Genomic DNA, 26,572 nt, shown 5'->3' with positions numbered 1-26,572 from the left:
ACTTCTGCGCCACTCGCGGTGCGGTTTGCGCCACTCGGCAGAGCACACAAAAAAAGCCCCCCACCTGCAGCGATGCAGGTGGGGGACTTGCTTTGCGCGCCCGAAGGGATTCGAACCCCTAACCTTCTGATCCGTAGTCAGATGCTCTATCCGTTGAGCTACGGGCGCACACCCCGAAGGGCCTCGTCGATCCTACCGTGCCCTGGCCGTGGGTGAAAATCCGGCCAACATTCTTGGACTTCCCCCCGCGTGAACCCGGTGGACCTAGTGTGTCAGGTCACAACCTTTCACCTATCGGGGAGGCCCTCCCATGTCATCACGACCGCTGCGCATCGCTGCCAGCGCCACGTCCACTCTTGCTCTCGTGGCAGCAGGAATCGCAGCAACGACCACCGCAGCCACGGCCGTCGGAGACGTCGACACGACCCTGTGCGCCGGCACCCCGGTGTGGACCGGCGGCTTCACCGCCGGCCAGTCCGTCCACGGCCTGACCACGACGCACGGCATCACGCCGGAGTCGTTCAGCGGCGAGTACGTCAGCACGCTCAAGAACGGCGCGGGCCGCGGCAAGGACATCCTGCTGTTCAAGCTCGAGGGCAGCCGCATCACCAAGACCGACGCCGACGGCAACGTCAACGTCGACGCCGGCATCTGGGCCGGCATCTCCGGCTCCCCCGTCTATGACGACGACAACAACCTCGTCGGATCGGTCTCCTACGGCTTCAGCGGCGCCCCCAGCAACCTCGCCGGCATCACCCCGGCCAAGGACGTCCTCGACATCCAGAGCTCGCCGGCCGCCGCCGCGGGCAAGGTCGCCGTGCCGTCCGCGGTCAGCAAGCAGGTCGCGCAGTCGACCACGACCACCAGCGACAGCGCGTCCCAGTACGGCTACATCCGCCAGCTCACGCTGCCGAAGGTGTCGGTCGGCGGCAGCCGCCTCGCCGACGCCGCGACCGACTTCGCCGGCAGGTCACGCGCGCTGAACAAGAAGCTCAACAACGCGACGCCGAAGTTCTCCCCCGGCACCCAGTACGACGGCGACCTCGACCAGGACGCCGCGATCGTCCCCGGCGGCAACATCGCCACCTCGTGGTCGCACGGCGACGTCGCCCTCGCGGCGGTCGGCTCGATCACCGCGGTGTGCGGCAACCAGGTCTTCGCCTACGGCCACCCCGACGAGTTCGACGGCAACAAGACGAACGAGACGTTCCACGCGGCGTACGCCGACTACATCCAGGAGGACGGCACGTTCGGCTCCTACAAGCTCGCGTCGATCGACCAGGATCCCGTCGGCAAGCTGACGCAGGACCGCCTCAGCGGCATCCTCGGCATCAAGGGCGTGTTCCCGACCGAGACCACCATCACGACCAACACGACGCTCGACGGCGACTCGACCCAGGCGGTCTCCAAGGTCGGCACCCCGGCCGCTGTCTCCACGGTGCTGGCCAGCCAGCTGTTCAACGACGTGCTCGACGGCCTCGACGCGTACGCCAACGGCGGCGAGGCCGAGGTCAGCTGGACGATCAACTACACGCCCCAGGGCGGCGCGGCCGCGAGCTACACCCGCTCGCAGCGCATCTCCTACAACGAGTACCTCGCCGAGCAGCTGCCGTACGAGGTCGCCAGCGACGTCGAGTTCCTGCAGTTCGGCTCCGACCAGAAGGTCGCGATCCACTCGATCACGGTCAACACGGCGCTGAAGCCCGACTACAACGCCCTGCGCATCTCCAAGGTGCAGTACCGCAAGAGCACGAAGGTCGGCAAGAAGACCGTCATGAAGTGGGTGACCGTCAAGAACGGCCAGAGGCTCTCCGCCCAGCGCGGACGCACCCTGCCGCTCCAGGTCTTCCTGACGCCCGCCAACCCCGACTCGGTGGCCGCTCCGGCCGTCAAGCGGATCGACCAGAAGATCGACAAGTACGCCGCGGGCAGCGGCCTGGCGCTGATCAGCGGCGGCCAGAGCTACTACCCGACGTCGGAGGAGGACTTCACGATCGGCCTCGACGAGGAGGACGAGGAGTACTTCTACGAGGACGAGACCCCGGCCACCCTGGCCGAGGTCCTGGCCGCGCTCAAGGCCCAGGTCCGCAGCGACTCGGTGGTCAGCGACCAGATCTTCCGCAACTCCAACGGGACGTCGAAGATCAGCCGCAACAAGGTCTCGACATCTGCCGTGACCCGTGGTGACTTCGCGCTCCAGCTGTCCTACCGCAAGTAGCCGCAGCAGCACAGCAGGTCAGGAGGGAGGCGCCGGTCCGGTGCCTCCCTCCTGACATACGTGTGACGATGTTCACCCGCCTCGCCATAGCCGCTCACGGGCATCACCCGTAAAGTCGGCTGAATCGTCACCGCCGGTCGGTGGCGATTCATCACACATCAGCTACCCGTGACCCCGACCGTCCCGGGAGTGCGATCCAATGCGCTTGGTTCGCGATGCGCGAGAAGGAAAAGTCCACATATGTCTGCAGACACGTCCATCAGCACCACCTACCGCTCGTCCTACGCCCAGCTCCAGAGCTGGGTCGACGACGTGGCCGCCCTCACGAAGCCGGCCGACATCTACTGGTGCGAGGGATCGCCCGAAGAGTGGGTCTCGATCACCGACAGGCTCGTCGAGGCAGGCACGTTCAAGCGTCTCAACGCCGAGAAGAAGCCCAATTCCTTCTACTGCGCGTCCGACCCCAACGACGTCGCCCGCGTCGAGGACCGCACCTACATCTGCTCCGTCGACGAGAAGGACGCAGGACCCACCAACAACTGGATGGCTCCTGACGAGATGAAGCAGGTCATGACCGATCTGTACGACGGCTGCATGCAGGGCCGCACGATGTACGTCATCCCGTTCGTCATGGGTCACCTGGAGTCCGACCACCCGATGTTCGGCGTCGAGATCACCGACTCCGCCTACGTCGTCGCGTCGATGACCGTCATGGCCCGCATCGGCAAGGACGTCCTCACCAAGATCGAGGAGACCGAGGCCGACTACGTCCCCGCGCTCCACTCGTTCGGCGCCCCGCTGGCCGACGGCGCCACCGACGTCCCGTGGCCGTGCAACGACACCAAGTACATCGTGCAGTTCCCCGAGGAGCGCATGATCTGGTCGTACGGCTCCTCCTACGGCGGCAACGCCCTGCTCGGCAAGAAGTGCTACGCGCTGCGCATCGCCTCGGTCATGGGCCGCGACGAGGGCTGGATGGCCGAGCACATGCTGATCCTCAAGCTCACCAACCCCGAGGGCGTCGTCAAGTACATCGCCGCCGGCTTCCCGAGCGCGTGCGGCAAGACCAACCTCGCGATGGTCGAGCCGACCATCCCGGGCTGGAAGGTCGAGACGATCGGTGACGACATCGCGTGGATCCGCGTCGGTGCCGACGGTCGCCTCTACGCCGTCAACCCCGAGTTCGGCCTGTTCGGCGTCGCGCCGGGCACCGGCTGGGACACCAACGCCAACGCCATGCGCACGATCGAGCAGGGCAACTCGGTGTTCACCAACGTCGCCCTGACCGACGACGGCGACATCTGGTGGGAGGGCATGACCGACGAGCCGCCGGCCCACCTGACCGACTGGAAGGGCAACGACTGGACGCCCGAGAGCGACCAGCTCTCGAGCCACGCCAACAGCCGCTTCTGCACGCCGATCAAGCAGTGCCCGACGCTCGCCGACGAGTACGACGACCCCAACGGCGTCCCGCTCGACGCGATCCTGTTCGGCGGCCGCCGCAAGACGACGATCCCCCTGGTGACCGAGGCCCGCGACTGGACCCACGGCACGTTCATGGGTGCGACGCTGTCGTCGGAGACCACCGCTGCCGCGACCGGCGCCGTCGGCGTCGTGCGCCGCGACCCGATGGCGATGCTGCCGTTCATCGGCTACGACGCGGGCGACTACTTCGGTCACTGGATCAACATGGCCAAGAACAACGACGAGTCGAAGTTCCCCAAGGTCTTCTACGTCAACTGGTTCCGTCGTGACGACGACGGCGGCTTCCTGTGGCCCGGCTTCGGCGAGAACAGCCGCATCCTCAAGTACGTCATCGACCGCGTCGAGGGCAAGGTCGAGGCGCACGAGACGCCCATCGGCCTCGTCCCGCCGACGTCGTCGATCGACACCGACGGACTCGACGTCACCGAGGAGCAGCTCGCCAAGGCCCTCTCCGTCGACACCGACGAGTGGGCGGCCGAGATCCCGCAGATCAACGAGTGGTTCGAGAAGTTCGGCGACACCCTGCCGGCCGTCCTCTGGACCGAGCTCGACGGCCTGAAGGCCCGCCTGGGCCTGTAGGACCCGCCAGCGCGAGGGCGGTGCGCTGGCGTCCACGATCGTCACTGATCTGGACGCCAGTGCACCGCTTCTGGGTTGGGGGGGCTATCCGGTGTTGCGCAGACCGGCGGAGATGCCGTTGATCGTCAGGAGCAGGGCGCGCTGCAGGTCGTCGTCGGGCTCCTCGCCGTCGGGGACGGCCCGCACCGCGCGGAGCAACGAGATCTGCAGGGCGTGCAGCGGCGCGAGGTAGAAGTCGCGCAGCTCGAGCGTGCGCTGCAGCACCGGAGCCGACTCCAGCAGCGAGCCGTCGCCGGTCACCCGCAGCACCTGCTCCACCGCCAGCTCGTGCTCACGCCGGATGACGTCGAAGACCTGGCGGGCACCGTCCGGCACCAGCGCCTGGACGTACTCCGCGGCGATGTCGAGATCGGTCTTGGCCAGCGTCATCTGCACGTTGGAGACGAACGTGCGGAAGAACGCCCACGAGCCGTACATCTCGCGCAGCGTCTCGCCACGGCCGTCGTCGAACGCGGCCTTGAGCCCCGACCCGACACCGAACCAGCCGGGCAGGATGATCCGCGACTGGGTCCACCCGAACACCCACGGGATCGCCCGCAGGTCGTCGAGACCGCCCGCGCCACCGGGACGCTTCGCGGGCCGTGAGCCGATGTTCATCTTGCCCAGCTCGTCGACCGGCGTCGCGGCGACGAAGAACGGCACCAGCGCGTCATCACGGACGAGCGCGCGATAGGCCTGCTTGCCCTGCTCGGCGACGAGGTCCATCGTGCCGTTCCACCCGTCGAGCAGGTCGGCGGGCAGCAGCGACGTGCGGTGCAGCACGGACGCCTCGAGCACCGCGGCGAGCGCCGACTCCAGGTTCTGCCGGCCGAGGCCCGGCAGGGCGTACTTGTCGGAGATGACCTCGCCCTGCTCGGTGATCTTGATGGGCCCGTCGAGGCTGCCGTACGGCTGCGACATGATCGCCTCGGCCGTCGGCCCTCCCCCGCGACCGGTCGACCCGCCGCGCCCGTGGAAGAGCCGCAGCACGACGCCGTGCTGGCGGGCGATGTCGCGCAGGCCGCGCTGCGCCCGGTGCACCTGCCACTGCGAGGCGGCGATGCCGGCGTCCTTCGACGAGTCGGAGTAGCCCAGCATGATCTCCTGCACGTCACCGCGCGCGGCGACGATGCGGCGGTACGACGGGTCGGCCAGCAGCGCCTCGAGCAGCGGACCGGCCGCCTCGAGCTCGGCGACGGTCTCGAACAGCGGCGCGAAGCCGATCCGGGCGGTGGCCTCGTCACCGGTGAGGTCGACCAGGCCGACCTCGCGGGCCAGCACGACGACCGCGAACAGGTCGTCGATGTCGTGGGTCATCGACACGATGTAGGTCTCGATGACCTCGGGCCCGTAGGCGTCGAGGGCGTCGCGGATCACCGTCAGCAGGCTCAGCGACGCCGTCGCCGCGTCGCCCAGACCGCCGCCGACGACACCGGTCAGCGGGCGGGCCGAGGCCATCTCGCGCTGCAGCACCTCGATGCGCGCCGGACGGTCCAGCGTCCCGTAGGTGTCGTCGCCGACGCGGGCGTAGAGCTCGGCGAGCGCCGCGTGGTGCTTCTCGCTGTGCTCGCGGACGTCCATCGTCGCCAGACCGGCGCCGAACGCCACGGCGGTGCGGATGAGCCGCAGGATCGCCCCGTCACCGGTCAGCTCGTCGCCACCGGCGAGCATCGAGTCGCGCACCAGCTGCAGGTCGTGGACGAGCTCGTCGAACGTCAGGTAGTCGCGGCCGGGCTCGTGCGGCGTCCCGTTGACCAGACGGTCGCGGGCGCGCATCAGCCGCACCCGGACGAAGCTCAGCTTGAGCCGGTAGGGCTCGTCGGCGTTGAGCCGGCGGATCGACTCCCACGTGATCGGCAGCGCCACGGCGTCGGCCTCGAGGCTCTCGCGCAGCGCGTCGGTCGCCGGCACGATGCGGGTCGACGCGGTCATCTCGGTGAGGATCTCGTCGACCATGCCGACCAGCTCGGCCAGGCCCGACGTGTGCTGCAGGTGCAGGATCTCCAGCGTCACCGCGGGCGTCACGTTGGGGTTGCCGTCGCGGTCACCGCCGGCCCACGTGCCGAAGCGCAGCGGACGCGCCGTCGTCGGCAGCGTCACGTCGATGCGGGCGAGCTGGCGGTCGAGCTCGGCCAGCAGGTCGGGCACGACCTCCGACGCGATCGACCGCAGGTAGTAGACCGCGGTACGGGCCTCGTCCTGGGGCTCGGGCCGGACGACGCGCAGCTCGTCGGTCTGCCACAGCAGGTCGACCAGCTCGGCGAGCCGCCGGTCGTCGGCCTGCACCTGCGAGGCGGCCCGGCGCGGGTCCTCCATGGCGCGGATCGTCTCGGCGACCTTGCGCAGCAGCCGCAGCACGCTGCGGCGGCTGGCCTCGGTCGGGTGCGCGGTGAACACCGGGCGGTACTCCAGCCGGCCCAGCACGTCGTCGAGCAGCTCGCGCGACAGCGACCCGTCCTCGAGCGCCGCGCCGATGCGACCGACCGTGGCCGACAGCGGCCCCTCGTCGTCGGCCGTGATCTCCTGCCAGCGGTGCAGCTGCTCGGTGGTGTTGACGAGCTGGAAGTACGCCGTGAACGCCCGCGCCAGCACGACCGCCGTGGCGGGGTCGATCTCGTCGAGCACCCGGTGCAGCTCGGCGTCCTCGGGCTGACGCGCGAGCCGTCGCACCTGCTCGACGAGCGCCAGCAGGTCGGCGCCCTCGTGCCGGGTCAGCGCCTCGCCGAGCAGCGTCGTGAGCTGGCGGACGGACGCCCGCAGCGCAGCGTGCTCGGTGTCGGACGACAGCCCACCGCCGAACAGGGCGGCGTCGGGCTGGCGACGGTCGGACTCGAGGATCTCCTCGGTGGTCAATCGGCTCTGTGGTGTCACGGCACCAGTCTGCCGAACGAATGTTGCGGGCGTATGTTCGGTCGCTCCCACCGCCGTTCACCTGCGGGCCTTCCCTTCGCCATCTCGACGTGCGCACAATGCGGGCAGACCACGCCGGTCTCTTCTGGGGGGAAGACGATGAACGTTCGACGCATGCTGTCCGCCGCTCTCGCGCTGGGCCTGATGGCACCGATCGGGGTCGCCCGACCGGCGACGGCCGATCCGGCGGCAGCACCGCCCCCGGCCGGGCGGCCGCACGGCAACCTGACGCAGTACGTCGACCCGCTGATCGGCACCGCCAACGGCGGCAACACCTATCCCGGCGCGGTCCGCCCGTTCGGGATGCTCTCGTGGTCGCCGACCAGCACCAAGGGCGACCAGACCGACACCGGCGCGGCCAACGGCTACCAGTACGACACGACCCGCCTGCGCGGCTTCGCCCTCACGCACGTCAACGGGGCCGGCTGCCACCCCGGCGCCGCCGGAGACGTGCCGATCTTCCCGCACGTCGGCGAGGTCACCGGGTCTCCGACGGCCGACACCAAGGACGCCACCTACGCGAGCGACTTCTCCCACGACGACGAGCGCGCGGAGCCCGGCCGGTACGCCCTGGGGCTCGCCAACGGCGTCGAGACCGACTTCGCCGCGACGACCCGCGCCGGCGTCGGCACGTTCGACTTCCCCCAGGGCAAGCAGGCCAACCTGCTCTTCCGCACGTCCAACTCGCTCAACGGCAGCGAGGACGCCACGACCCGCATCGATGCGAAGGCCCGCACCGTGACCGGATCGGTGCTGACCGGCGGATTCTGCGGTCGCCGCGGCAACGGCGGCGGCAGCAACAAGTTCAGCTACTACCGCCTCTACTTCACGGCCCACTTCGACCAGCCGTTCGTCCGCACCGGCACCTGGATCGACGACCAGCTGCGGCCCGGCACCACGTCCGCGAGCGGCGGCGAGGGCTACGAGACGGGCGCCAAGCGCGCCGGACGTGGCTCGGGTGGCTACGTCGGCTTCGACACCGACCGCCCCGTGACGATGCGGGTCGGCATCTCCTACACGAGCCAGCGCGCTGCCGAGGCCAACCTCGCGGACGAGCTGCGACCCCGCACCACGGTCGACCGGGTCGCCGACGCCGGCACCCGGGACTGGAACGACCAGCTGCGCCGCATCGAGGTCGCCGGCGGCAGCCGCGACAGGCTCACGACGTTCTACACCGCGCTCTACCACTCGTTCCTGCAGCCCAACATCACCAGCGACGTCGCCGGGACCTACCTCGGTGCCGACCGCCTGGTCCACCGGCTCGAGCGCGGCCAGCGGGCACAGTACGGCAACTTTTCCGGCTGGGACCAGTACCGCGCCCACACCCAGCTGCTCGCCCTGCTCGAGCCGCGCATCGCCGGCGACTTCGCGCAGTCGCTGCTCAACCTGTCACGTCAGAACGGCGGCGTCTGGGACCGCTGGGTGCACGTCAACGGCCCGACCCGGGTCATGACCGGCGACCCGAGCGCCCCGACCCTCGCGGGCATGAACGCCCTCGGCGTCGACAACTTCGAGGTCGCGGCGGCATACGCGTCCCTCGCGAGGCAGGCGACCGTGCCCAACCCCGCGGGCCTGTCCGACTACGGCTGCCCCGGCCAGTGCGCCGGCATGCGCCCCAACCTCGCCGAGTACCTCAGGCTCCAGTACGCCCCGCAGGACACCTGCCACTGCTGGGGCGGTGCCGCCGAGACCCTCGAGGACAGCGCCGCCGACTACGGCCTCGCCCAGTGGGCGAAGCGGCTGGGCCGCGACCGGGACGCCCGGCGCTTCACCGAGCGCGCCGGGTGGTGGCGCAACACGTTCAACCCGGAGGCGACGCCCGAGGCCGGCTATCAGCAGGCCCGGCGGGCGGACGGCTCGTGGGTCGAGCCGTTCAGCCCGACCAGCGACGTCGGCTTCGCTCAGGGTAGCTCGGCGACCTACACGTGGATGGTGCAGCACGACGTCCACCGACTCGCTGCGCTGATGGGTGGCGACGAGGTGGCCGCCGCGCGCCTCGACGCGTTCTTCGTCAACGGCTACGACCCGACCAACGAGCCCGGCATCCACGCCCCGTGGCTCTACAACGCGCTCGGCCAGCCCTGGAAGACCCAGCGCACCGTCCGCGACTACATGGCGCGCGTCTACGGCACCGGCCCGCGCGGGCTGCCCGGCAACGACGACCTCGGCACGATGTCGGCCTGGTACGTCTGGGGTGCGCTGGGCATGTATCCCCAGACCCCGAGCCGCGGCGAGATGCTGCTGTCGAGCCCCACGTTCTCGAAGGCCTGGATCAACCGCCACGGCGGACCGACCACGACGGTCACCGCCCCCGGCGCCGCCGACGACGCGGTCTACGTGCAGTCGGCCCGGCTCGACGGCCGGACCCACACCCGTTCGTGGATCCCGGCCTCGGTGCTCAACCGCGGCGGCGACCTGACGGTCTCGGTCGGCCCCGAGCCGCAGACGTCGTGGGGGTCGAGCCCCCGCGACGTCCCCCGCGACCGCTAGGGCTGATCGGCCGGTCCCGGCGGCGAACCCTCTCCCCTACGCGAGGTCGCCGGTGAGGAACTGGGCCGTGCCGTGCCCGAACGACCAGTCCGCGTCACCGTTCTCGTTGATCGTGACGACGAGGTCGTCTCCAGAGATGCCGAGACGGTCGCCGAGGTTGCGCGCGAGCGCTGCGTACAGGGCGACCTTGGCCTCCTGCGTGCGCGCCTTCGACGACAGCCGGATCATGACGAGGCGGTCGCTGCGCTCGATGCCAAGCCCCGTGTCGAGGGCGACGAGCTCGAACGGTTCGTGCTGGGTCAAGATCTGGTAGCGGTCTGTCTCGGGCACGTCGAATGCCTCGACCACGGCCTCCTGCACCACGTCCAGCAGGGTGCGCAGCTGGGGCTCGTCATACGCGCCGCGGATGGTGTCGATCATGACCAGAGGCATCTGGATGTCCTTTCGTCGTGCCGTGTCAGCGGCACTGAGGGGAGAGGTGGGGGCGCCACGGAGGCACCCGGAGCAGCCGCGATCTCGCCGTCACCTGGGCTAGAGACGCGGCTTCCAGTCGATCGCCGGCAGCACGTGCTCGGCCAGCGCGCCGAGCAGGCGGGCGTTGTAGTCGACGCCGAGCTGGTTGGGCACCGTGAGCAGCACCGAGTCGGCGGCCTGCACCGCGACGTCCTCGGCGAGCTCCTCGGCCAGCACGTCGGGCTCGCCGACGTACGACTTGCCGAACCGCGCGAGCCCGCCGTCGAGGTGACCCACCTGGTCGTCGCCCGACCGCTCGCCGAACCACGCCCGGTCCTGAGCGTCGAGGATCGGGATGACGCTGCGGCTCACCGAGACCCGCGGCGTCCGCTCCCACCCGGCGGCGGACCAGGCGGCCCGGAACATCTCGATCTGCTCGAGCTGCAGCTCGTCGAAGGGCACGCCCGTGTCCTCGGTGAGCAGGGTCGAGCTCATGAGGTTCATGCCCTGCTGCGCGGTCCACTCGGCCGTCGCGCGGGTGCCGGAGCCCCACCAGATGCGCTCGGACAGGCCCGGGGCCTGCGGCATCAGCGGCAGCCGGACGGAGCGACCCGTCATGCGGGGGTCGGAGTCGACCAGGCCGGCACCGTCGATCGCGGCCCGGAACAGCTCGGTGTGCGCCCGCGCCATGTCGGCGTCCGACATGCCCTCCGGCGGGACGTGGCCGAACGCCTCGTAGCCGCGGATCGCGGTCTCCGGTGATCCCCGGCTGATGCCGAGCTGCAGCCTGCCCTGGCTGATCAGGTCGGCCGCGGCGGCGTCCTCGGCCATGCCCAACGGGTTCTCGTAGCGCATGTCGATGACGCCGGTGCCGATCTCGATGCGGCTCGTGCGGGCACCGACGGCGGCCAGCAGCGGGAACGGCGACGCCAGCTGGCGGGCGAAGTGGTGCACCCGGAAGTACGCGCCGTCGAGGCCCAGCTCTTCAGCCGCGACCGCGAGGTCGATCGACTGGAGCAGGACGTCGGACGCCGTGCGCGTCTGCGAGCCCGGGACGGCCTGGTAGTGGCCGAAGGAGAGAAAACCGACGTTCTTCATACAAGATTCAACCATCTCGGCCGCCCGGGTGTTCCCGGTGCTGCCCGAGAACCGGCTACGGCAGCAGCACGATCTTGCCGACGACACCGGTCCCGAGGTGGTCGTGCGCGTCGCCGGCCCGGTCGAGCGGGAACGTCGCCGAGACGTGGACGTTGATGCGACCGGCCATCACGTGGTCGAGCATCGCCTGCAGGTGCTCGGTGCGCGGGACGATGCGGATGCGGTCGAGCGTGATGCCGCGCTCCGCAGCCGTCGCGACGTCCTCGTCCCGGACGTCGAGCAGTGACGCGACCGTCCCGCCGTCGCGCACGACTGCCAGAGAGCGCTCGACGCTCTCGCCGCCGAACGGGTCGATGACCAGGTCGAGGTCGGCGAGCACCTCGGTGAAGTCGTGCCGCGTGTAGTCGATGACCTCGTCGGCCCCGAGCCCGCGCACGACATCGACCTTGCCCGTGCTGGCGGTCGCGACGACCTCTGCCCCGAGCGCCTTCGCCAGCTGCACCGCGATGTGCCCCACCCCGCCACCGGCGGCCTGCACGAGGACGCGCTGTCCGGGCTGCAGGTCGGCGATCTCGACGATCGCCCGGTGCGCAGTGTAGGCGACCAGACCGAGGGCCGCGGCCCGCTGGTCGTCGAGGTCGTCGGGCGTCCGGACGAGCTCGTCGGCGCGGACGACGACCTGCTCGGCATAGGTGTTGCCCGCCCCCGGCAGCGCGGGCATGCCGAAGACGCGATCACCCACCGCGAGCGACGTGACCCCCGCGCCGACGGCGTCGACCCTGCCGGCGACGTCCCACCCGAGGGTGAACGGCGGCTCGCCGATCATCGGGTACCAGCCCTCACGCACGGCGACGTCGAGCGGGTTGACCCCGATCGCCGCCACGGCGACCCGCACCTCACCGGCGCCGGGCTCGGGCGTCGCGATGTCCACGAGCTCGAGCACCTCGGTGCCGCCGAAGACCTGCTGGGTGATGGTACGCATCTGGGCTCCTCGTCGATGTCGTCGACCGGTGTCACCGATCGTCGCCCCCGACGGTTGCCACTGTAGGCCGCGCGACAGGCTGACGCCGCGGCGTCCGGTGGCCGGGCGCCCGTCGGCTGCCGGACCGGCCGATAGAGTCGAGCCGTGATCGTCGTGGCCGTCGTGGTGCTCCTCGCAGCTCTGGCCACCGTCGTCCCCGCCCGCCGCGACGTCGCCGCCCGCCCGCCGCTCGCCGCGCACGTCCCGGGCCAGCCGACCTGGCTCAGCCCGGCCCCGCCGTTCCGGCTCCGGGTCTGGGCCGTGGCGGCCGTCGTCACGACCGTCATCACGGCGCTGTGCATCGCGTTCGCGCCCGAGTTCCAGGTCGCCGCGGCCCTGCTGGCACTGGTCGTCCTCGGCCTCATCACCGCGATCCTCGGCCGCTACGCTGCCGGGTGCCGCGAGTCCCAGCAGGCGCTCGACGCGTTCGCCCCCCGCATCGCCGTCCCCTATGCCGGCAAGGTCGGCGTCCACATCGGCATGTGGTCGCCGTGGATCTATCGCACCGGCATCCCGTGGGTCATCGTCGCCCGCACGCCCGGCCTGTTCCACGAGCTCGCCGCGATGTATCCCGACACCCCGATCGTCCAGGGCGAGATCCCCGCCAGCGTCACCGGTGCCTTCTACCCGCACGGCGCTGCAGCCAACGCCGACTTCATCGCCGGCTCGGCCGCGACCCACGTGTTCCTCGGCCACGGCGACAGCGACAAGCCGCTCAGCGCGTCCGAGCGCGTGCTGCAGTACGACATCGTCGCCGTCGCAGGACAGGCGGCGATCGACCGCTTCGCCGCTGCCGGGCTCGACCTCCCAGCCGACCGGATCCGGGTCATCGGCCGGCCCCAGACCGAGGGCATCACCCCGGGCGGTCGCCGCCGCCCCAAGAAGCCGGTCGTGCTCTACGCCCCCACCTGGCGTCACGCCGACGACTCCCTCAACGTCTCGTCGCTGGCAGTCGCCGATCAGATCGTGCAGCGGCTGATCGACCGTGGGTGCATCGTCCGGTTCCGCCGCCACTTCGCAGGCCAGAAGCATGCCGAGGCCGAGGCGATGATCGAGCGGGTCAACGAGCTGCTCGAGCGTCAGCACGAGAGCACCGGTGACCCCCACGGCTGGGGCGTCGCCATGATGGAGCAGCCGCTCATCGAGGCGTTCAACGAGGCCGACGCGATGATCTCCGACGTCTCGGGCATCGTCGTCGACTTCATGGCCAGCAACAAGCCGCTGGTCATGTATGCCGCGCAGTACGCCGACCCCGACGAGTTCCGGGCCACCCACCCGTCGGCCCAGGGCGCCTACGTCATCGACCGCGACCTGACACAGCTCGACGCCGTGCTCGACGCGGCCCTCGGCAAGGACCCCATGGCGGTGGTGCGCGCCGAGCGGGCCGACCACTACCTCGGCGGCCCCGACCGCGCCCAGCCGGCGCAGCGGTTCATCGACCTCGTCGAGGAGCTCGGCCGCTAGACCACCCGACCCCGGGCATGCCGATGAACCTGCGGAGGGCAGGCTCAGGCGGCGTTGCTGGTGGAGCTGGTGGCGGTGGGGCTCGCGGCGCTGGGGCTCGTGGCACCGGGACTGGCGCCAGGTGGACCCGTGGCGGTGTCGGCCCTGAATCGGGCGTTCCGCAGTGGCCTTCGGTGGGGGTCGATCGTGGCGGGTGGGACGTATTCGGGGTAGCCGTCGTCGGCGAAGTGGACGTCCCAGTCCTGGGCGTGGACCACGCGGTGGTGGTGGGCGCAGATCAGGACGATGTCGTCCAGGGTGGTGGTGCCGCCCTCGGCCCAGCGTTTGCGGGCGTGATGTCCGACGCACCAGGCGGGTGGGCGTTCGCAGCCGGGGAAGGTGCAGCCGCGGTCGCGGCGTTCGGCGCCGCGTCGCTGGGCGCGGTTGAACAGGCGCTGCTCACGTCCGCAGTCCAGGGGCAGTGGTCTGCCGTTGAATACCATCGGCATGATCGCCTGCTCGCAAGCCATGCGCCGGGCTTCGACGGCTGAGATGCGGCAGCCGGTCGACAGGGTGCCGGCCTTGAGGCCGTCGATCAAAGACTTGAGGTCGATGTTGACCGTGACGGTCACGCCGACGCCGGCGACGTCGGGCAGGCTGTTGCCGGGCAGGTGCTCGATGAGGGTCATGAACGCGACGGCCATCTGCTGGCCGTAGGTGGGTTTGTCGTCGAGGATCGCCAGGGCGGGGTCGTCGTCGGGCTTCTTGACCTGGGGTGCGTTGAGGGCCTCGAGGCAGTTCTTGAGCATCTCGCCCTGGGCCTCGGGGATGACGAACTCGCCCTTGAAGGTGCCGTCCTTTCGGTCGGCCATCCAGAAGTACGACTTCTTCAACGCTGCGGCTTCGCGCTGGCGCAGGGTCTGGTCCTCGTGGGCGTCGACGTCGCCCGGTGCGGCGAAGGTGTCGGTGATGCGGTCGGCCCTGCGGGCGAGGTCCTTGATCGACAGCTTCTTCGCGTCGTCGAGCAGCTGGGTCTCGCACCCTTCACGCTGGGCGGGGGTCGGGTCGCCCTTGAGGTCGTTGAGCTTGTCGGCGATCAGCTCGGCCTGCCCCAACGACACCTCGCCCTGGGCCAACGCCTGGCGGGTCGCGGTGTTGGCGTGCAGCTTCTTGGCCTGGTTGAGCAGGCGGCCGGCGGCCTTGACGTCACCGCCGAACGAGCTGGCCATCATCGCGCTGGTCGACGTCGCGCCGACGCTGGAGGCGGCATCGCCCTGGTCGGCGGCTGTCGCGGCGGCGAGCTGGTGGGCCTTGACCCGGGCCTCGATCCGTCCCAGCGCCTCGCACGCGGCGATCTGGTCGCGGACGGCCAGGCGGTCGTAGGAGTCCAACGGGATCGAGTCGAGCATCGCGGCGACACCCGCCAGGGTCGGGAGGCTCCCGACCGGCGACTGCGGTGACGATGACTCGAACATGTGTTCTATTCAACCAGCAGGAATCCGCGAGCACAAGAGCCTGAGCAAACTTTTTCACTGCAATAACAGTGCATATCGAGATACGGAGCGAGTCGCTCCAAGCCTACAGAACACCCCCGACACCCCACCATGCCGACGACCGCGCCTGTGGACGAACGGGCCGAAATCACCTCGAGGACGAGGCTCAGACCGGCACCTGCGCCTGCGCCGCCGACTCATCGACCGAGCGCACGACAGCACGTCCCGGCGTCCGCGGGATCAGCAGCGCCGCGCCTGCCGCCAGCAGCGCCCCGACCGCCAGCACGAGGAAGCCGTCGCGATAGCCGGCCTCGAGCGGAAACCCGTTGGCGTCCGCGCGAGCAGTGACGATGCCGGCCATCATCGCCGACCCCAGCGACCCACCGATGAGCCGGATGTTGGCGTTCATCCCGCTGGCCACGCCACTCTGCTCGGGCGGTACCGAGCCCAGCACGACGCCGGCAAGGCTCGACACGACGCACCCGACGCCGATGCCCTGCAGCAGCATCCACAGGCTGATCTGCCACGTCTCCTCGTGCAGCAGCGCCACCAGGGTGAACGCCAACGTGTTGGAGACCGCCCCCACGCAGATGACCGCCCGCGCCGAGAAGCGCCGCACGAGCCTCGGGGCGACGAACCCCATCACGAACCCCATGACCGACGACGGCAGCAGGATCAGCCCCGACTCCGAGATCGACGCACCGAAGCCGTATCCGGACGCGGTCGGGGTCTGCAGCAGCTGCGGCAGGAACCCGAGCGAGGCGAACGTGCCGAGCCCCGCCACGAACGCCACGGCGTTGGCCGTCCACACCCCGCGCGTGCGCATGAGCTGGATGTCGATGAGCGGCACCCTGGCTCGCTGCTCGGAGCGGACCCACAGGCCGAACGTCACGACGGCGGCGGCGAGCATCCCGAGGATGACGCCTGACGTCCATCCCTGGTCGTTGCCCTCGCTGAGGGCGAGGAGCAGCAGCACGAGCCAGCTCGACAGCAGCACCGCCGGGAGGATGCTGATGCGGCCGGCCATCCGCACCGGCGACTCCGGGACGAGCAGCAGCGTGCCGAGCGCCGCGAGCCCGGTGAAGATCGCTGGCAGCCAGAACAGCCACGTGTAGCCGAGCACGTCGACGATCGGGCCCGCGAGCACGATCCCGATGCCGAACGCCGCCGAGACCAGCGAGGCGATGATCCCCACCGCGGTGGCCGCTCGCCGCGGCGACACCTCGTCCCGGATGATGCCGAACGACAGGGGCAGCACGCCGCCGCCCATGCCCTGCACGACGCGCGCCACGATCATCCACTCGATCGACGGGGCGAGCGCCGCCATCGCCGACCCGACGGCGAGGAGCGTCAGCGTGACGATCAGCATCCGCTGCTTGCCGACGGCGTCGCCGATGCGTCCGATCAGCGGCGTCGCCACAGCGGCCGACAGCAGATAGGACGTCAGCACCCAGGCGGTCGTGGCCTGGTCGGTGTCGAACCGGTCCTGGACGAGCGACAGCACCGGGACGACGAGCGACTGCAGCAGCCCGAACGATCCGACGCCCACCGCCAGCACCACGATCGTGGTGCGGGGGTGGGCGCGGTCGGACGAGCGCGGCGTCATGGGGTCATTCTCGACGAGCGATCAGGCCGACGCAGGCTCGAGGTTGCCCTCGCGGTCGAACGTCTCGCCGCTGGCGGGGTCCATCTCGAGGCGCTCCTCGAGCTTCTCGGGCGAGACGCTCGGGATCGCCAGACCGGCGATGGCCGCGGCGAGCAGTCCGCCGGCGAGCACCAGGAAGCCGGCGGTGTAGCCGATCTCCTTCGGGAACCCGTTGGGCAGGTAGTGCGCCGTGACGATGCTGGCCATGACGGCGGTGCCGATGGAGCCACCGATCGTGCGGATGTTCGCGTTCATGCCGCTCGCGACACCGGTCTGCTCCGGCGTGACGGCCGCGACGATGAGCCCGGCGAGGCACGCGAACGCCAGGCCGATCCCGATGCCGACGATGCCGTTGGCGACGGCGACCTGCCACTTCTCGTCGTGGAAGAACGCGAGCAGGAACATGCCGAGCGCACCCACGGCCGAGCCGAAGACGACGACCGTCTTGGCGCCGATGCGCTGGGCGATCGACGCGGCGACGAGGCCGGTGAGGAACGTGGCGACAGCCGACGGGAGCATCAGCATGCCCGACTCGGTGATGGACGACCCGAAGCCGTACCCGCTGGCGCTGGGCGTCTGGTTGAACTGCGGGATGAAGCCGAACGAGGCATACATGCCGACACCGAGCAGCAGCGCGACGAGGTTGGTCGTCCAGACGCCGGGCAGGCGCATCATCTTCATGTCGATGAGCGGCACGTCGACCTTGAGCTCGACGCGGATCCACGCGGCGGCGAGCACGGCGGCGGCGATCAGCAGGCCGACCGTCTTGGGCGAGCCCCAGCCCCACTTGGGCGCCTCGCTCAGCGCGAGCAGCAGGGCGACGAGCCACGCCGAGAGCAGCACGGCCGGGAAGATCGCGATGCGGCCGGGCGTACGCACCGGGGACTCGGGGACGAGCAGCACCGCGGCGACCGCCATGACGGCCGTGACGATGAACGGCAGCCAGAACAGCCAGTGGTAGCCGAGGCCGGACGAGATCGGGCCGGCCAGGACGATGCCGGCGCCGAAGCCGACGGCGAGCAGCGACGACACGACGCTGACGGCGCTGCCGACCTTGTGGTGCGGGAACTCGTCACGGATGATGCCGAACGCGAGGGGCAGCACGCCGCCGCCGACGCCCTGGATGACGCGGGCGAGGATGAGCACGCCGATGCTGGGCGCGAGGGCCGCGAGCAGCGAGCCGACCGAGAGGGCGACGAGCGACAGCACGAGCATCCGCTGCTTGCCGAACGCGTCGCCGAGGCGTCCCACGATGGGGGTGAAGACCGAGGCCGACAGCAGGTATGCCGTGAGCACCCAGGTGACGGTGCTCTGGTCGGTGTTCATCTCCTGCTCGATCTCGGAGAGAACCGGGATCGTCAGCGACTGCATCAGCGTGTAGGACGCGACGGAGACGGCGAGGACCGCGAAGGTCACCCAGTAGTGGGTGCGGCGGGTGGACGTGGGCACAGCTGTACATCCCTCGAAGAGCATGATGGAGTTCCGAAGCGATTGCTTCGTGCAACCAACTTTACGGAGTGTGTCTCCGAATATCTACGGGCGGCTGCGTGGGTTCCGTCACGGTGGAGCGCGCACCAGCCCGTCCCGAGACTCGAGATCTCGGCACCTATGGGTGGCGCGAGAGCGCACGGTGACCCATAAGTGCCGAAATCTTGGGTGGGAGAGGGACGGGGTCAGTCCTCGGCGAGGACGACGACGCGGTCGGCGGGCTCGACGGAGAAACGTGCCGACTTCGCCGGGTTGACGTAGACGCCGAACCCGGCGGCCGGGTCGTCCGACTCCGCCGAGACCCGATAGCCGAGGGCGGTCTCGCCGCGCCGGGCAGCCGCGGCGACGACGGTCGCGTACGTGACGGGCTCCCCCGGCAGCACGTAGTCGCGGGCGGGACGCAGATAGATCTCGGCACCGTCAGCGTCGAGGAGGTCCTGGAACACCGCCTCGAGGCGCTCGTTCTCCGACAGCTGCGACAGGATCAGGCTGAGGATCTCGTCGCTGACGATGACGTCGTCGACATGGGCGACTTGGGCGAGAGCGCGGTTGCGGTCGTCGAGCATCTCGCTGACGACCGACGGGCGCTCGCCCTTGGTGCGGTCGCCGACGATCTCGCGCAGGTGCAGCAGCGTCACCAGCGTCTTGGAGTCGGCCCGCTGCACCGACAGCTCGTCGGAGTAGCAGAGCACGATGACCTGGTCGTACGTCGAGATCTCGAACCGGTCGAGGGTCGCCCGGTCCGACGTCCGTCCGTGCTGGACGGTCGCGGTCAGGTTGGTCAGCTCGGGCACGTCGGGGGTGCCGAGCTCGGTGAGGATCTCGAGGGTCGAGCCCGTCTGGGCATACTCGTCGAGCTCGCGGACGACGGTCGCGGCGCGCTCGTTCCATCCCAGCAGCAGGATCTTGGACGTCGCCTCGGCCAGCACGTCGGCGGTGTTGATGCGGCTCTCGTCGACCGGCGCCGAGGTGCGCGCGGCACCGGTCAGCACCGAGTCGTCCTCGGCGACGACGACGAGCTCGCTGCCGGCGATGACGGTGTCCATCGGCGGGTTGAGCTGCACCATCCCCTCGGGCGAGACGAGCCCGATGACGGACGCAGACTCGTAGGCCGCGACGGCCGTGGCGTACGAGCTGCCGGCCAGCGACGCGTCGGAGTGGAAGTAGATCTCGTCGCCGTCGAAGTCGAACAGCTCGGTGTAGACCGCGGCGGCACCCGACTGGCGGGACGTCTGGACGATGAGGCGGGCGATCGTCTCGCGCTTGTCGACGATGACCGTGCGGTCGCCGCCGACGAGGCGGGCCGCCTCGAGATTCTGCGGGTCCTGGATCTCCGCGACGATGTGCGGCCCGGACCCCTCGTGGGTCAGGGCGAGCAAGGTCTTGATGACCTCGCTGTCGGGGTCGTCGCCGCCCGGCGAGAGCACGATGATCGAGCGGGCCAGGCCGTGGTTGGTGAGGGCGAGGTCGCCGATGTCGAGCGCCGACCCGGTGCGGCAGACGACGCGGGTGCCGTGGAGGTCGTCGACCTTCTCGCGGATCGCGTCCTCCATCTCGACCTTGTCCTGCTCGGCGAGGATGACGACGGCCGGCTTCTTGCGGCTCTCGTTGGCGATCGACAGCTCGCGGACGATCGCGAACACCGAGTCGGACCAGCCGAGGATGACCGTGTGGTCCTTCTCGATGACGAGGGACCGTCCGCGGCGCAGCTCGGCGAGCTTGTCGTCGATGCCGGTCGCGATGACGCCGATCAGGGCGCTGACGATGAACAGGCCGGCGACCGTCAGCACGAGCATCGTGATGAGGAAGCGCCACGTGCCGCTGTCGCCCGCGACGGTGCCGGGGTCGAGGGTGTGGAAGAACGTCGTGAGCAGGCGGCCGAAGAAGCCGTCCTTGGCGTTGCCCTGGCCGGGCTCGAGACCCGTGATGGTGACGAAGACCGTGAACACGAGGATCAGCACCACGGTGACGACGGCGAGCCAGCCGACCAGAGCGGACGTGCCCCGCGCCATCGTGCCGTCAAACCAGTAGCGCAGCCGTGCACCGCGGGTCGGCTCGACGTACGCCTTGCCCTGCTTGGTGTTCGTGCCGGCCTTCATGGTCTTGACGGTGCGCTGCCGCATCTGCCGTCCGGTCTGTCCCATTGCGTCTCCATCGGTGTCACTGGTGGGCTCTCCCCCCGGTGAGCCCAGACGCGCTCAGGAGCCTGTCGATACGTCGACACCCGAGTTTGGCGGAAGGACGGCCCCCGCGTGGGGTGAATCGGCGATCGCGGGACCTGTGGCACACGGATCGGTGACGTGGCCCGTCCCGGAGCGACCGACTGTCAGCTGGGAGCGGTCAACGCATCGAGGATGCGCTTGTCGTGCGCTGGCAGCACCGTGATGCCGTCGGTGTCGTTGAGGTGGCGCAGGCTCACGTGGTTGCGCTTGATCGCCGCGCGGTCGCGGCCGACAGTCTTCTCGAACGTCCGCAGCATGCCGACCTTCGTGAGCGGGGCTCCGGACGGCGAGACGTCGGCGTACGACGACGCGTCGAACACCGCGTCGCCGGCGTGGACGAGCAGCCCCCGCTCCCCCGCGTCGACCGCCACTGCCGCGTGACCCCGTGAGTGGCCGGGCATCGGCACCAGCGTGATGCCCGGCAGCACCTCGTGACCGGTCAGCCCGTCCTTCCACTCGTCGCCGCGTCCGCCGTGGATCTTCCACGCCGGGCCGTGCGCCCACTGCGCGGGGCGGTAGCGCCGCTTGTCGAGGAAGTCGGGCGACGTGATCGCGGCCGCGTGCTCGTCGGCGGTGGTGTGCACCGTGGCGTCGGGGAAGTCAGACAGGCCACCCATGTGGTCGAAGTCGAGGTGGGTCAGCACGATGTGCGAGACGTCGGCCGCCGAGTGACCCATCGCCTCGATCTGGCGCAGAGCGGTCGCCTCGGTGCCCAACTGGGCGCGCAGCAGCTTGCGCACCGGACCCATCCGACCCTTGGGGTCGGCGTAGTCATCCAGACCCAGTCCGGTGTCGACGAGCACGAGCCCGTCACCCGTCTCGACGAGCAGGACGTGGCAGACGATCTCACCCACGAAAGGGGGTCCGAAGGTGCCGCAGTTGAGGTGGCCGACGCGCATCCCCGCATCCTGACGGACCGACAGCCTGTGCCGCAGCCGAACGCCTGATGCTGCCTGATCGAGTGGATGGCTCAGCCGACGTCGATCGACCAGTCCCACGGCGCATCGGTGAGGGCCCAGCCGAAGACGACAGCATTGACCAACAGGATCGCCAGGAGCCCCGTCCGCCAGAGTGCGTAGCTCCGCAGGCGGTTGAGACGAGTCGACGGATGCTGCGGGCTCGGAGCCCAGCTTCTTTGAGACACGGGGGTCATGCCCAGGCGGGTCTCGATCTGCTTCAGCATCTCGCGGTCCAGCAGCATGTGAAACCTGTGCTTGGCCATGAGCTGGACGGACATGAAAGCCAGAACGACGCCCAGACCGGAGGCGATGCATCGAGCGAACCAGTGCTGCCCCGTGTCGAGCGAGATGGTGAGCAGGAACGCCTGAGCAGTCAGTGCCAGTGCTGGCGTCTGCCACATGTGGGCATGCTCTTCGGCCTCACGCGAGAGCAGCATCTCGTAGCTGAAGAGGTCGATGGCGTTCCGATCGCCCCAAGGCGTGGCCTCTGAGGCCCCCGCTCGACGCGCCTGCCTCCGCGAAAACATGGCGCGAACCTATCGCTTGCCGGCGCGCCGGTATGGCGAATGGCCATGCCGCCCACAGGTCGAGACCAAAGTCCTCGATCGCCGAGATGGCCTTGCCCGTGCTGCCTCCGACCCCGGACCGGTTTATCATTCAGTTATGTCATTCGAGGGAGACAAGGCGCGTCTCGTCAAGGAGCTGGCCGATGCGCAGGCTCAGGTGAAGGCTCAGTACGGCCTGGCCGAGCGCAAGAACCAGCTCAAGGACGGCAAGCCCGTCAAGCCCGGCACGGGTCCGCGCTCCAACTGATCCGCACCTGAGACCGGCGGCCCACAAGCGGCCCCCGGCGGTTCGCCAACCCCTCGCGGGCGTGCCCGACATCACGTTGCCTCCAACCAGAGGACGAGACGACCCTTCTCGTATGGGCATGAAGAGGATCTGGAAGCGATCCAAGCTGCGCTGCCGTCTGAGGCACCATCAGGCGTGCCCGCACCCGACGAAGTATCACGGCCGGCGCTGAGGCGACCCTCCGCGGACAAACTCCCACAAGCCCTGTGACCTGAGACACAGAGTCACGTTTGATGGCGACATTTCCCTTGCGGTCATAGGCTCGGAGTGCGGGAGGGTACCAACCCGTGCGACTGCCTCTCTGTATGCGCTGCTCCCAGCGCTCCCCCTAGCAGAGGGGCAGTTTGCAGTGGCGGTTCTCGTCGCTGTCAGTCAGACCCGAACAGGTCACGCGTGTAGACCCGATCACGGACGTCTTCGAGCTCGTCGACACGTCGGTTCGCCACGATCACGTCCGACAGCCGCTTGAACTCGTCGAGGTCGCGGATGACCTTGGAGTGGAAGAACTCGTCCTCAGCCAGCTCGGGCTCATAGAGGACGACCTCGATGCCCTTGGCCTTGAGCCGCTTCATGATGCCCTGCACCGAGCTGGCCCTGAAGTTGTCGGAGCCGGCCTTCATGATCAGCCGGTGGATGCCGACGATCTTGGGCTGCCGACTCAGGATGTCGTCAGCGATGAAGTCCTTGCGAGTGCGGTTGGCGTCGACGATCGCACTGATCAGCGTCTGCGGCACGTCTTGGTAGTTGGCCAGCAGCTGCTTGGTGTCCTTGGGCAGGCAGTAGCCGCCGTAGCCGAACGACGGGTTGTTGTAGTGCGTGCCGATGCGGGGGTCGAGGCCGACGCCGTCGATGATCTGGCGCGTGTCCAGCCCGTGGCTGATGGCGAACGAGTCGAGCTCGTTGAAGTAGGCGACGCGCATCGCCAGATAGGTGTTGGCGAACAGCTTGACCGCCTCGGCCTCGGTGGGCTCGGTGAGCAGCACCGGGCACCCCTTCTCGGCGGCGCCCTCCATCAGCAGGTCGGCGAACCGCTGAGCACGATCGCTCCGCTCCCCCACGACGATGCGTGACGGGTGCAGGTTGTCGTAGAGCGCCTTGCCCTCGCGAAGGAACTCCGGCGAGAAGATGACGTTCTCGGTGCCGAGTCGCTTGCGGGCGTCGAGGACGAACCCGACCGGGATGGTCGACTTGATGACCATAGTGGCGTCGGGCGCCCGCTTGGTCACGTCGCTGATGACGCTCTCGACCGTGCGGGTGTTGAAGTAGTTGGACTCGGCGTCGTAGTCGGTCGGCGTCGCAATGACGACATACTCCGCGCCGGCGTAGGCCACGGCGGGGTCGTCGGTGAACGACAGGTGCAGGTCGTCGCGACCCAGGAAGCCCTCGATCTCGGGGTCCTGGATGGGGCTGCGGCCGGCCTCGAGCTCAGCGAGCTTGGCGGCGTCGATCTCCAGACCGACGACCTCGTGGTGCTGCGACAGCAGCACGGCAATGGACAGTCCGACATAGCCGAGCCCGACAACGGCAATCTTTGTGCTCACCCGGAGAGCCTATCGGTGCGGCCACATCGCGACGATCCCTCGAACGACACACTCTCGGGTCATCGAGTTGCCTGAGCCACAAGGGCACTATCGAGGTGACACCACCAAGGAGACCCATGAACAGCTCGCTCGTCGACTCGTGGCCCTTCTGGGCTCTGCTCTCGGCCGGCTTCGCGGCCATGACGGCGATCTTCGCCAAGGTCGGGGTGAAGGATGTCGACTCCGACGTCGCGACCTTCATCCGCACCATCGTCATCCTGGTGACGCTCGGACTGATCCTCGTCTCGCTCGGCAAGTTCCACTCCCCCGGACAGCTGTCGACGAAGACGTGGACGTTCCTGATCCTGTCGGGGCTGGCCACTGGAGCCTCGTGGATCTGCTACTTCCGGGCCCTCAAGCTCGGACCCGCCTCACTCGTCGCGCCGGTCGACAAGCTCAGCGTCGTGCTGGTCGCCATCTTCGGCGTAGCCCTGCTGGGCGAGCGCCTTGACCCCAAGCAGTGGCTCGCGGTCGCGCTTGTCGCCAGCGGCGCCATCCTGCTGGCAACGGGCTGAGTCAGGCCAGTTTGACGGTCGGCCGCGCGTGGCTGGTCGACCGATCGCCATCGGACTCGGGCTCGCGTCGCCGAGCCTCTTTTCGGAACTTCACGATGAGCGCACCCACGACCAGCGCATTGACCGCGACGATCGAAATCGTGACCCACACCACAACCACCATGCATCGATAACGAGAGTGAAACGCCAAGGTGACGCGACGATTTCCTCTTTGCCGCGCATTGGTGACTCTCATCACAAGTGGTACTGATGCGTAGGTTCGTCAAACGGCAGAAACCTGCCGGAATTGTGCCTACGGTTATCTCAGAGGGCGGCACTCATGGGAGTGGCGTGTCGTCCCTAGTCAGTTGAGCCGGCTCCAGGGTGCCGGGTTCGAGGGAGCCGTAGTGACGCAACAGATCGAGACCGCGCGCAAGGAGCGCCGTCAGAGCGGAGACCGCCGCGGCGGACCGTCCAGACGCCGTCGGCCTCGCTTCGATCGGCCTGCGGACCAGCATGCAGCGCGCGACGCCTGGGAGCACCGGCATGCGGCCCGCCTCGCCGCGACAGATCTGATCGTGCTCACGGTCGCCGTCTTGATTGCCATGATCACGAAGTTCGGCTCGGCACCCGAGGAGCGGACCAACGGCCCGGTCGGGCTCAACTACGCCGAGCTCGGCGCCATCATCGTCGTGACCTGGTGGCTCAGCCTGATCATCTATCGCTCCCGCGACCAGCGACTGTTTGGCGATGACGCCGAGGAGTATCGCCGCGTCATCAAGGCCACCGTGTTCACCTTCAGCCTGCTGGCCATCGTCTCGCTGCTGATCAAGGCTGACATGTCACGCGGCTACCTGGCCCTTGCCTTTCCCCTCGGTGGCGCCGTGCTCCTCGTCAGCCGCAAGCTGTGGCGGGTGTGGCTCCGCAAGCAGCGCTATCGCGGTCGCGGGTTGTCTCGCGTGCTGGTGATTGGCGGCGCCCAGTCGTCCAAGAGCATCTCCGACAGCTTCGACAAGAACAAGGCAGCCGGCTACCGCGTCACCGGAGTCTGGGTGCCCGACCGCAACCACGTGATGACTGAATGGCTCGACGTGCCCCACCGCTTCGTGCCGGTGATCGGCACCGAGCGCAGTCTCTCGGAGGCCTTGGCGATCTCGAACGCCAACACTGTCGTGCTCACCGACACCGAGCACCTCGGACACGAAGGCCTGCGCGACCTGGTCTGGCAGCTCGAGAGCGCCGGCATCGACCTCATGGTCGCGCCCAACCTCGTCGACGTCGCGGGGTCACGGCTTCACATGCGTGGGGTCGCCGGCATGTCGTTCCTGCACCTCGAGGAGCCGCAGTATGCGGCAGCTGGCACCTGGCCCAAGGCGCTCTTCGACCGGGCTGGCGCGGCCTTCCTCATCGTCATGCTCTCCCCACTGCTCATTGGTTCAGCCATTGCCGTCAAGCTGACGAGCCCTGGCGCCGTCTTCTTCCACCAGGAGCGCATCGGCCGCGACGGCACGGCGTTCCGGATGATGAAGTTCCGGTCCATGCGTAGCGGCGCCGATGCCGAGCTGCAGGCACTGCTGGTCGCGCAGGGCACGGCTGACAAACCACTGTTCAAGATCTCCAACGACCCCCGGATCACCAAGGTCGGCGCCTTCCTTCGGCGCTTTTCGATTGATGAGATTCCCCAGCTCTTCAACGTCCTCAAGGGAGACATGAGCCTCGTCGGCCCCCGGCCCCAGCAGGCCGCCGAAGTCGAGCTCTATGACGACAAGGCGCACCGTCGCCTCCGCGTTCGCCCTGGCATGACCGGGCTGTGGCAGGTCTCCGGTCGATCCGACCTGTCTTGGGAAGAGGCGATCCGCCTCGACATGTCTTACGTCGAGAACTGGTCCATGACCGCGGACCTCATCATCCTCTGGCGAACTGTGCGAGCGGTTCTGGGCTCCGATGGCGCCTACTAACGTCACATCGAGCGGCCGCGCGACAACGCAAGCATTCGGACCGCTGGCGAAGAGAAGCTCGTGCTCAAAGGGGCGAGATGAAGCACCCATCAGAGCCTCGCACGGACCAGCGATACGCGGAGTCTGGAGAGCGACTATCAAGGGC

General features: G+C 69.1%; 19 protein-coding genes and 1 tRNA gene. 7 read left to right on the top strand and 13 right to left on the bottom strand.

Annotation, left to right across the window (positions count from 1 at the left end):
• Positions 1-95: 95 nt before the first annotated feature.
• Positions 96-168 (bottom strand) — tRNA-Arg (locus HQK15_RS04825).
• A 142-nt stretch (positions 169-310) separates the two neighbouring features.
• On the opposite strand from HQK15_RS04825, the gene HQK15_RS04820 reads away from it, so the two are divergent.
• Positions 311-2,218, top strand: coding sequence for a hypothetical protein (locus tag HQK15_RS04820; protein WP_173490258.1), 1,908 nt, complete (start codon positions 311-313; stop codon positions 2,216-2,218).
• A 240-nt stretch (positions 2,219-2,458) separates the two neighbouring features.
• On the top strand, positions 2,459-4,282 hold the full coding sequence (locus HQK15_RS04815) for a phosphoenolpyruvate carboxykinase (GTP) (protein WP_173490257.1): 1,824 nt from the start codon (positions 2,459-2,461) through the stop codon (positions 4,280-4,282).
• An 84-nt stretch (positions 4,283-4,366) separates the two neighbouring features.
• Here HQK15_RS04815 and ppc read toward each other — a convergent pair whose 3' ends face one another.
• On the bottom strand, positions 4,367-7,192 hold the full coding sequence (ppc, locus tag HQK15_RS04810) for a phosphoenolpyruvate carboxylase (RefSeq protein ID WP_217361342.1): 2,826 nt from the start codon (positions 7,190-7,192) through the stop codon (positions 4,367-4,369).
• Between the two features lie 153 nt (positions 7,193-7,345).
• On the opposite strand from ppc, the gene HQK15_RS04805 reads away from it, so the two are divergent.
• The gene (locus HQK15_RS04805) at positions 7,346-9,721 is read left to right on the top strand and encodes a GH92 family glycosyl hydrolase (RefSeq protein ID WP_254450670.1); all 2,376 of its coding nucleotides are present in this window, start codon (positions 7,346-7,348) and stop codon (positions 9,719-9,721) included.
• A 36-nt stretch (positions 9,722-9,757) separates the two neighbouring features.
• Here the strand turns inward: HQK15_RS04805 and HQK15_RS04800 are convergent, their stop codons facing one another.
• From HQK15_RS04800 to HQK15_RS04790, 3 genes are all read right to left on the bottom strand, one after another.
• Positions 9,758-10,153 carry a tautomerase family protein gene (locus HQK15_RS04800; RefSeq protein ID WP_173490255.1) on the bottom strand — a complete coding sequence of 132 codons (396 nt, stop codon included), beginning with the start codon at positions 10,151-10,153 and terminating at the stop codon, positions 9,758-9,760.
• A 99-nt stretch (positions 10,154-10,252) separates the two neighbouring features.
• On the bottom strand, positions 10,253-11,272 hold the full coding sequence (locus HQK15_RS04795; RefSeq protein ID WP_173490254.1) for an LLM class flavin-dependent oxidoreductase: 1,020 nt from the start codon (positions 11,270-11,272) through the stop codon (positions 10,253-10,255).
• 55 nt (positions 11,273-11,327) lie between these two features.
• Positions 11,328-12,254 (bottom strand): quinone oxidoreductase family protein, encoded by a 927-nt coding sequence (locus HQK15_RS04790; protein ID WP_173490253.1) that lies wholly within the window; start codon positions 12,252-12,254, stop codon positions 11,328-11,330.
• Between the two features lie 144 nt (positions 12,255-12,398).
• Here HQK15_RS04790 and HQK15_RS04785 point away from each other — a divergent pair, with 144 nt between their 5' ends.
• Positions 12,399-13,757 carry a CDP-glycerol glycerophosphotransferase family protein gene (locus tag HQK15_RS04785; RefSeq protein ID WP_173490252.1) on the top strand — a complete coding sequence of 453 codons (1,359 nt, stop codon included), beginning with the start codon at positions 12,399-12,401 and terminating at the stop codon, positions 13,755-13,757.
• Between the two features lie 44 nt (positions 13,758-13,801).
• On the opposite strand, the gene HQK15_RS04780 is transcribed toward HQK15_RS04785, so the two are convergent.
• The 6 genes from HQK15_RS04780 to HQK15_RS04755 form a co-directional block, all read right to left on the bottom strand.
• Positions 13,802-15,211: an HNH endonuclease signature motif containing protein gene (locus HQK15_RS04780; RefSeq protein ID WP_173490251.1), complete on the bottom strand. Its 1,410-nt coding sequence runs from the start codon at positions 15,209-15,211 to the stop codon at positions 13,802-13,804.
• Between the two features lie 184 nt (positions 15,212-15,395).
• The gene (locus tag HQK15_RS04775; protein ID WP_173490250.1) at positions 15,396-16,835 is read right to left on the bottom strand and encodes an MFS transporter; all 1,440 of its coding nucleotides are present in this window, start codon (positions 16,833-16,835) and stop codon (positions 15,396-15,398) included.
• Between the two features lie 21 nt (positions 16,836-16,856).
• Entirely contained in the window at positions 16,857-18,323 is a 1,467-nt protein-coding gene (locus tag HQK15_RS04770) for an MFS transporter (RefSeq protein ID WP_367649059.1), read from the bottom strand.
• Between the two features lie 224 nt (positions 18,324-18,547).
• Positions 18,548-20,506, bottom strand: a complete 1,959-nt coding sequence (locus HQK15_RS04765; protein WP_173490248.1) for a CASTOR/POLLUX-related putative ion channel — start codon at positions 20,504-20,506, stop codon at positions 18,548-18,550.
• A gap of 182 nt (positions 20,507-20,688) precedes the next feature.
• Positions 20,689-21,483, bottom strand: coding sequence for an MBL fold metallo-hydrolase (locus HQK15_RS04760; protein ID WP_173490247.1), 795 nt, complete (start codon positions 21,481-21,483; stop codon positions 20,689-20,691).
• A 71-nt stretch (positions 21,484-21,554) separates the two neighbouring features.
• Positions 21,555-22,070, bottom strand: a complete 516-nt coding sequence (locus HQK15_RS04755) for a hypothetical protein (protein ID WP_173490246.1) — start codon at positions 22,068-22,070, stop codon at positions 21,555-21,557.
• A 136-nt stretch (positions 22,071-22,206) separates the two neighbouring features.
• Here HQK15_RS04755 and HQK15_RS04750 point away from each other — a divergent pair, with 136 nt between their 5' ends.
• Positions 22,207-22,356 (top strand): hypothetical protein, encoded by a 150-nt coding sequence (locus tag HQK15_RS04750; RefSeq protein ID WP_173490245.1) that lies wholly within the window; start codon positions 22,207-22,209, stop codon positions 22,354-22,356.
• A 407-nt stretch (positions 22,357-22,763) separates the two neighbouring features.
• Here HQK15_RS04750 and HQK15_RS04745 read toward each other — a convergent pair whose 3' ends face one another.
• The gene (locus HQK15_RS04745) at positions 22,764-23,936 is read right to left on the bottom strand and encodes a nucleotide sugar dehydrogenase (protein WP_173490244.1); all 1,173 of its coding nucleotides are present in this window, start codon (positions 23,934-23,936) and stop codon (positions 22,764-22,766) included.
• A 116-nt stretch (positions 23,937-24,052) separates the two neighbouring features.
• On the opposite strand from HQK15_RS04745, the gene HQK15_RS04740 reads away from it, so the two are divergent.
• On the top strand, positions 24,053-24,490 hold the full coding sequence (locus HQK15_RS04740) for an EamA family transporter (protein WP_173490243.1): 438 nt from the start codon (positions 24,053-24,055) through the stop codon (positions 24,488-24,490).
• Between the two features lies 1 nt (position 24,491).
• On the opposite strand, the gene HQK15_RS04735 is transcribed toward HQK15_RS04740, so the two are convergent.
• Entirely contained in the window at positions 24,492-24,653 is a 162-nt protein-coding gene (locus HQK15_RS04735; protein ID WP_173490242.1) for a hypothetical protein, read from the bottom strand.
• A 223-nt stretch (positions 24,654-24,876) separates the two neighbouring features.
• Here HQK15_RS04735 and HQK15_RS04730 point away from each other — a divergent pair, with 223 nt between their 5' ends.
• A complete protein-coding gene (locus tag HQK15_RS04730; protein ID WP_173490241.1) occupies positions 24,877-26,427 on the top strand; it encodes a sugar transferase in 1,551 nt (516 codons plus the stop codon).
• Positions 26,428-26,572: the final 145 nt, after the last annotated feature.

The organism is Aeromicrobium stalagmiti (assembly GCF_013283745.1).
GTDB classification, from domain to species: Bacteria; Actinomycetota; Actinomycetes; order Propionibacteriales; family Nocardioidaceae; genus Aeromicrobium; species Aeromicrobium stalagmiti.
Note: the sequence above shows the minus strand (reverse complement) of the source record. Positions and strands in the feature narration are given on the sequence as shown.

What these genes read in the sequence shown, in the direction of transcription:
- HQK15_RS04820 (WP_173490258.1), top strand. Translation starts at nt 311, where the DNA reads ATGTCATCACGACCGCTGCGCATCGCTGCCAGCGCCACGTCCACTCTT.
- HQK15_RS04815 (WP_173490257.1), top strand. Translation starts at nt 2,459, where the DNA reads ATGTCTGCAGACACGTCCATCAGCACCACCTACCGCTCGTCCTACGCC.
- HQK15_RS04805 (WP_254450670.1), top strand. Translation starts at nt 7,346, where the DNA reads ATGCTGTCCGCCGCTCTCGCGCTGGGCCTGATGGCACCGATCGGGGTC.
- HQK15_RS04800 (WP_173490255.1), bottom strand. Translation starts at nt 10,153, where the DNA reads ATGCCTCTGGTCATGATCGACACCATCCGCGGCGCGTATGACGAGCCC.
- HQK15_RS04795 (WP_173490254.1), bottom strand. Translation starts at nt 11,272, where the DNA reads ATGAAGAACGTCGGTTTTCTCTCCTTCGGCCACTACCAGGCCGTCCCG.
- HQK15_RS04790 (WP_173490253.1), bottom strand. Translation starts at nt 12,254, where the DNA reads ATGCGTACCATCACCCAGCAGGTCTTCGGCGGCACCGAGGTGCTCGAG.
- HQK15_RS04780 (WP_173490251.1), bottom strand. Translation starts at nt 15,211, where the DNA reads ATGTTCGAGTCATCGTCACCGCAGTCGCCGGTCGGGAGCCTCCCGACC.
- HQK15_RS04775 (WP_173490250.1), bottom strand. Translation starts at nt 16,835, where the DNA reads ATGACGCCGCGCTCGTCCGACCGCGCCCACCCCCGCACCACGATCGTG.
- HQK15_RS04765 (WP_173490248.1), bottom strand. Translation starts at nt 20,506, where the DNA reads ATGGGACAGACCGGACGGCAGATGCGGCAGCGCACCGTCAAGACCATG.
- HQK15_RS04760 (WP_173490247.1), bottom strand. Translation starts at nt 21,483, where the DNA reads ATGCGCGTCGGCCACCTCAACTGCGGCACCTTCGGACCCCCTTTCGTG.
- HQK15_RS04755 (WP_173490246.1), bottom strand. Translation starts at nt 22,070, where the DNA reads ATGTTTTCGCGGAGGCAGGCGCGTCGAGCGGGGGCCTCAGAGGCCACG.
- HQK15_RS04750 (WP_173490245.1), top strand. Translation starts at nt 22,207, where the DNA reads ATGTCATTCGAGGGAGACAAGGCGCGTCTCGTCAAGGAGCTGGCCGAT.
- HQK15_RS04740 (WP_173490243.1), top strand. Translation starts at nt 24,053, where the DNA reads ATGAACAGCTCGCTCGTCGACTCGTGGCCCTTCTGGGCTCTGCTCTCG.
- HQK15_RS04735 (WP_173490242.1), bottom strand. Translation starts at nt 24,653, where the DNA reads ATGGTGGTTGTGGTGTGGGTCACGATTTCGATCGTCGCGGTCAATGCG.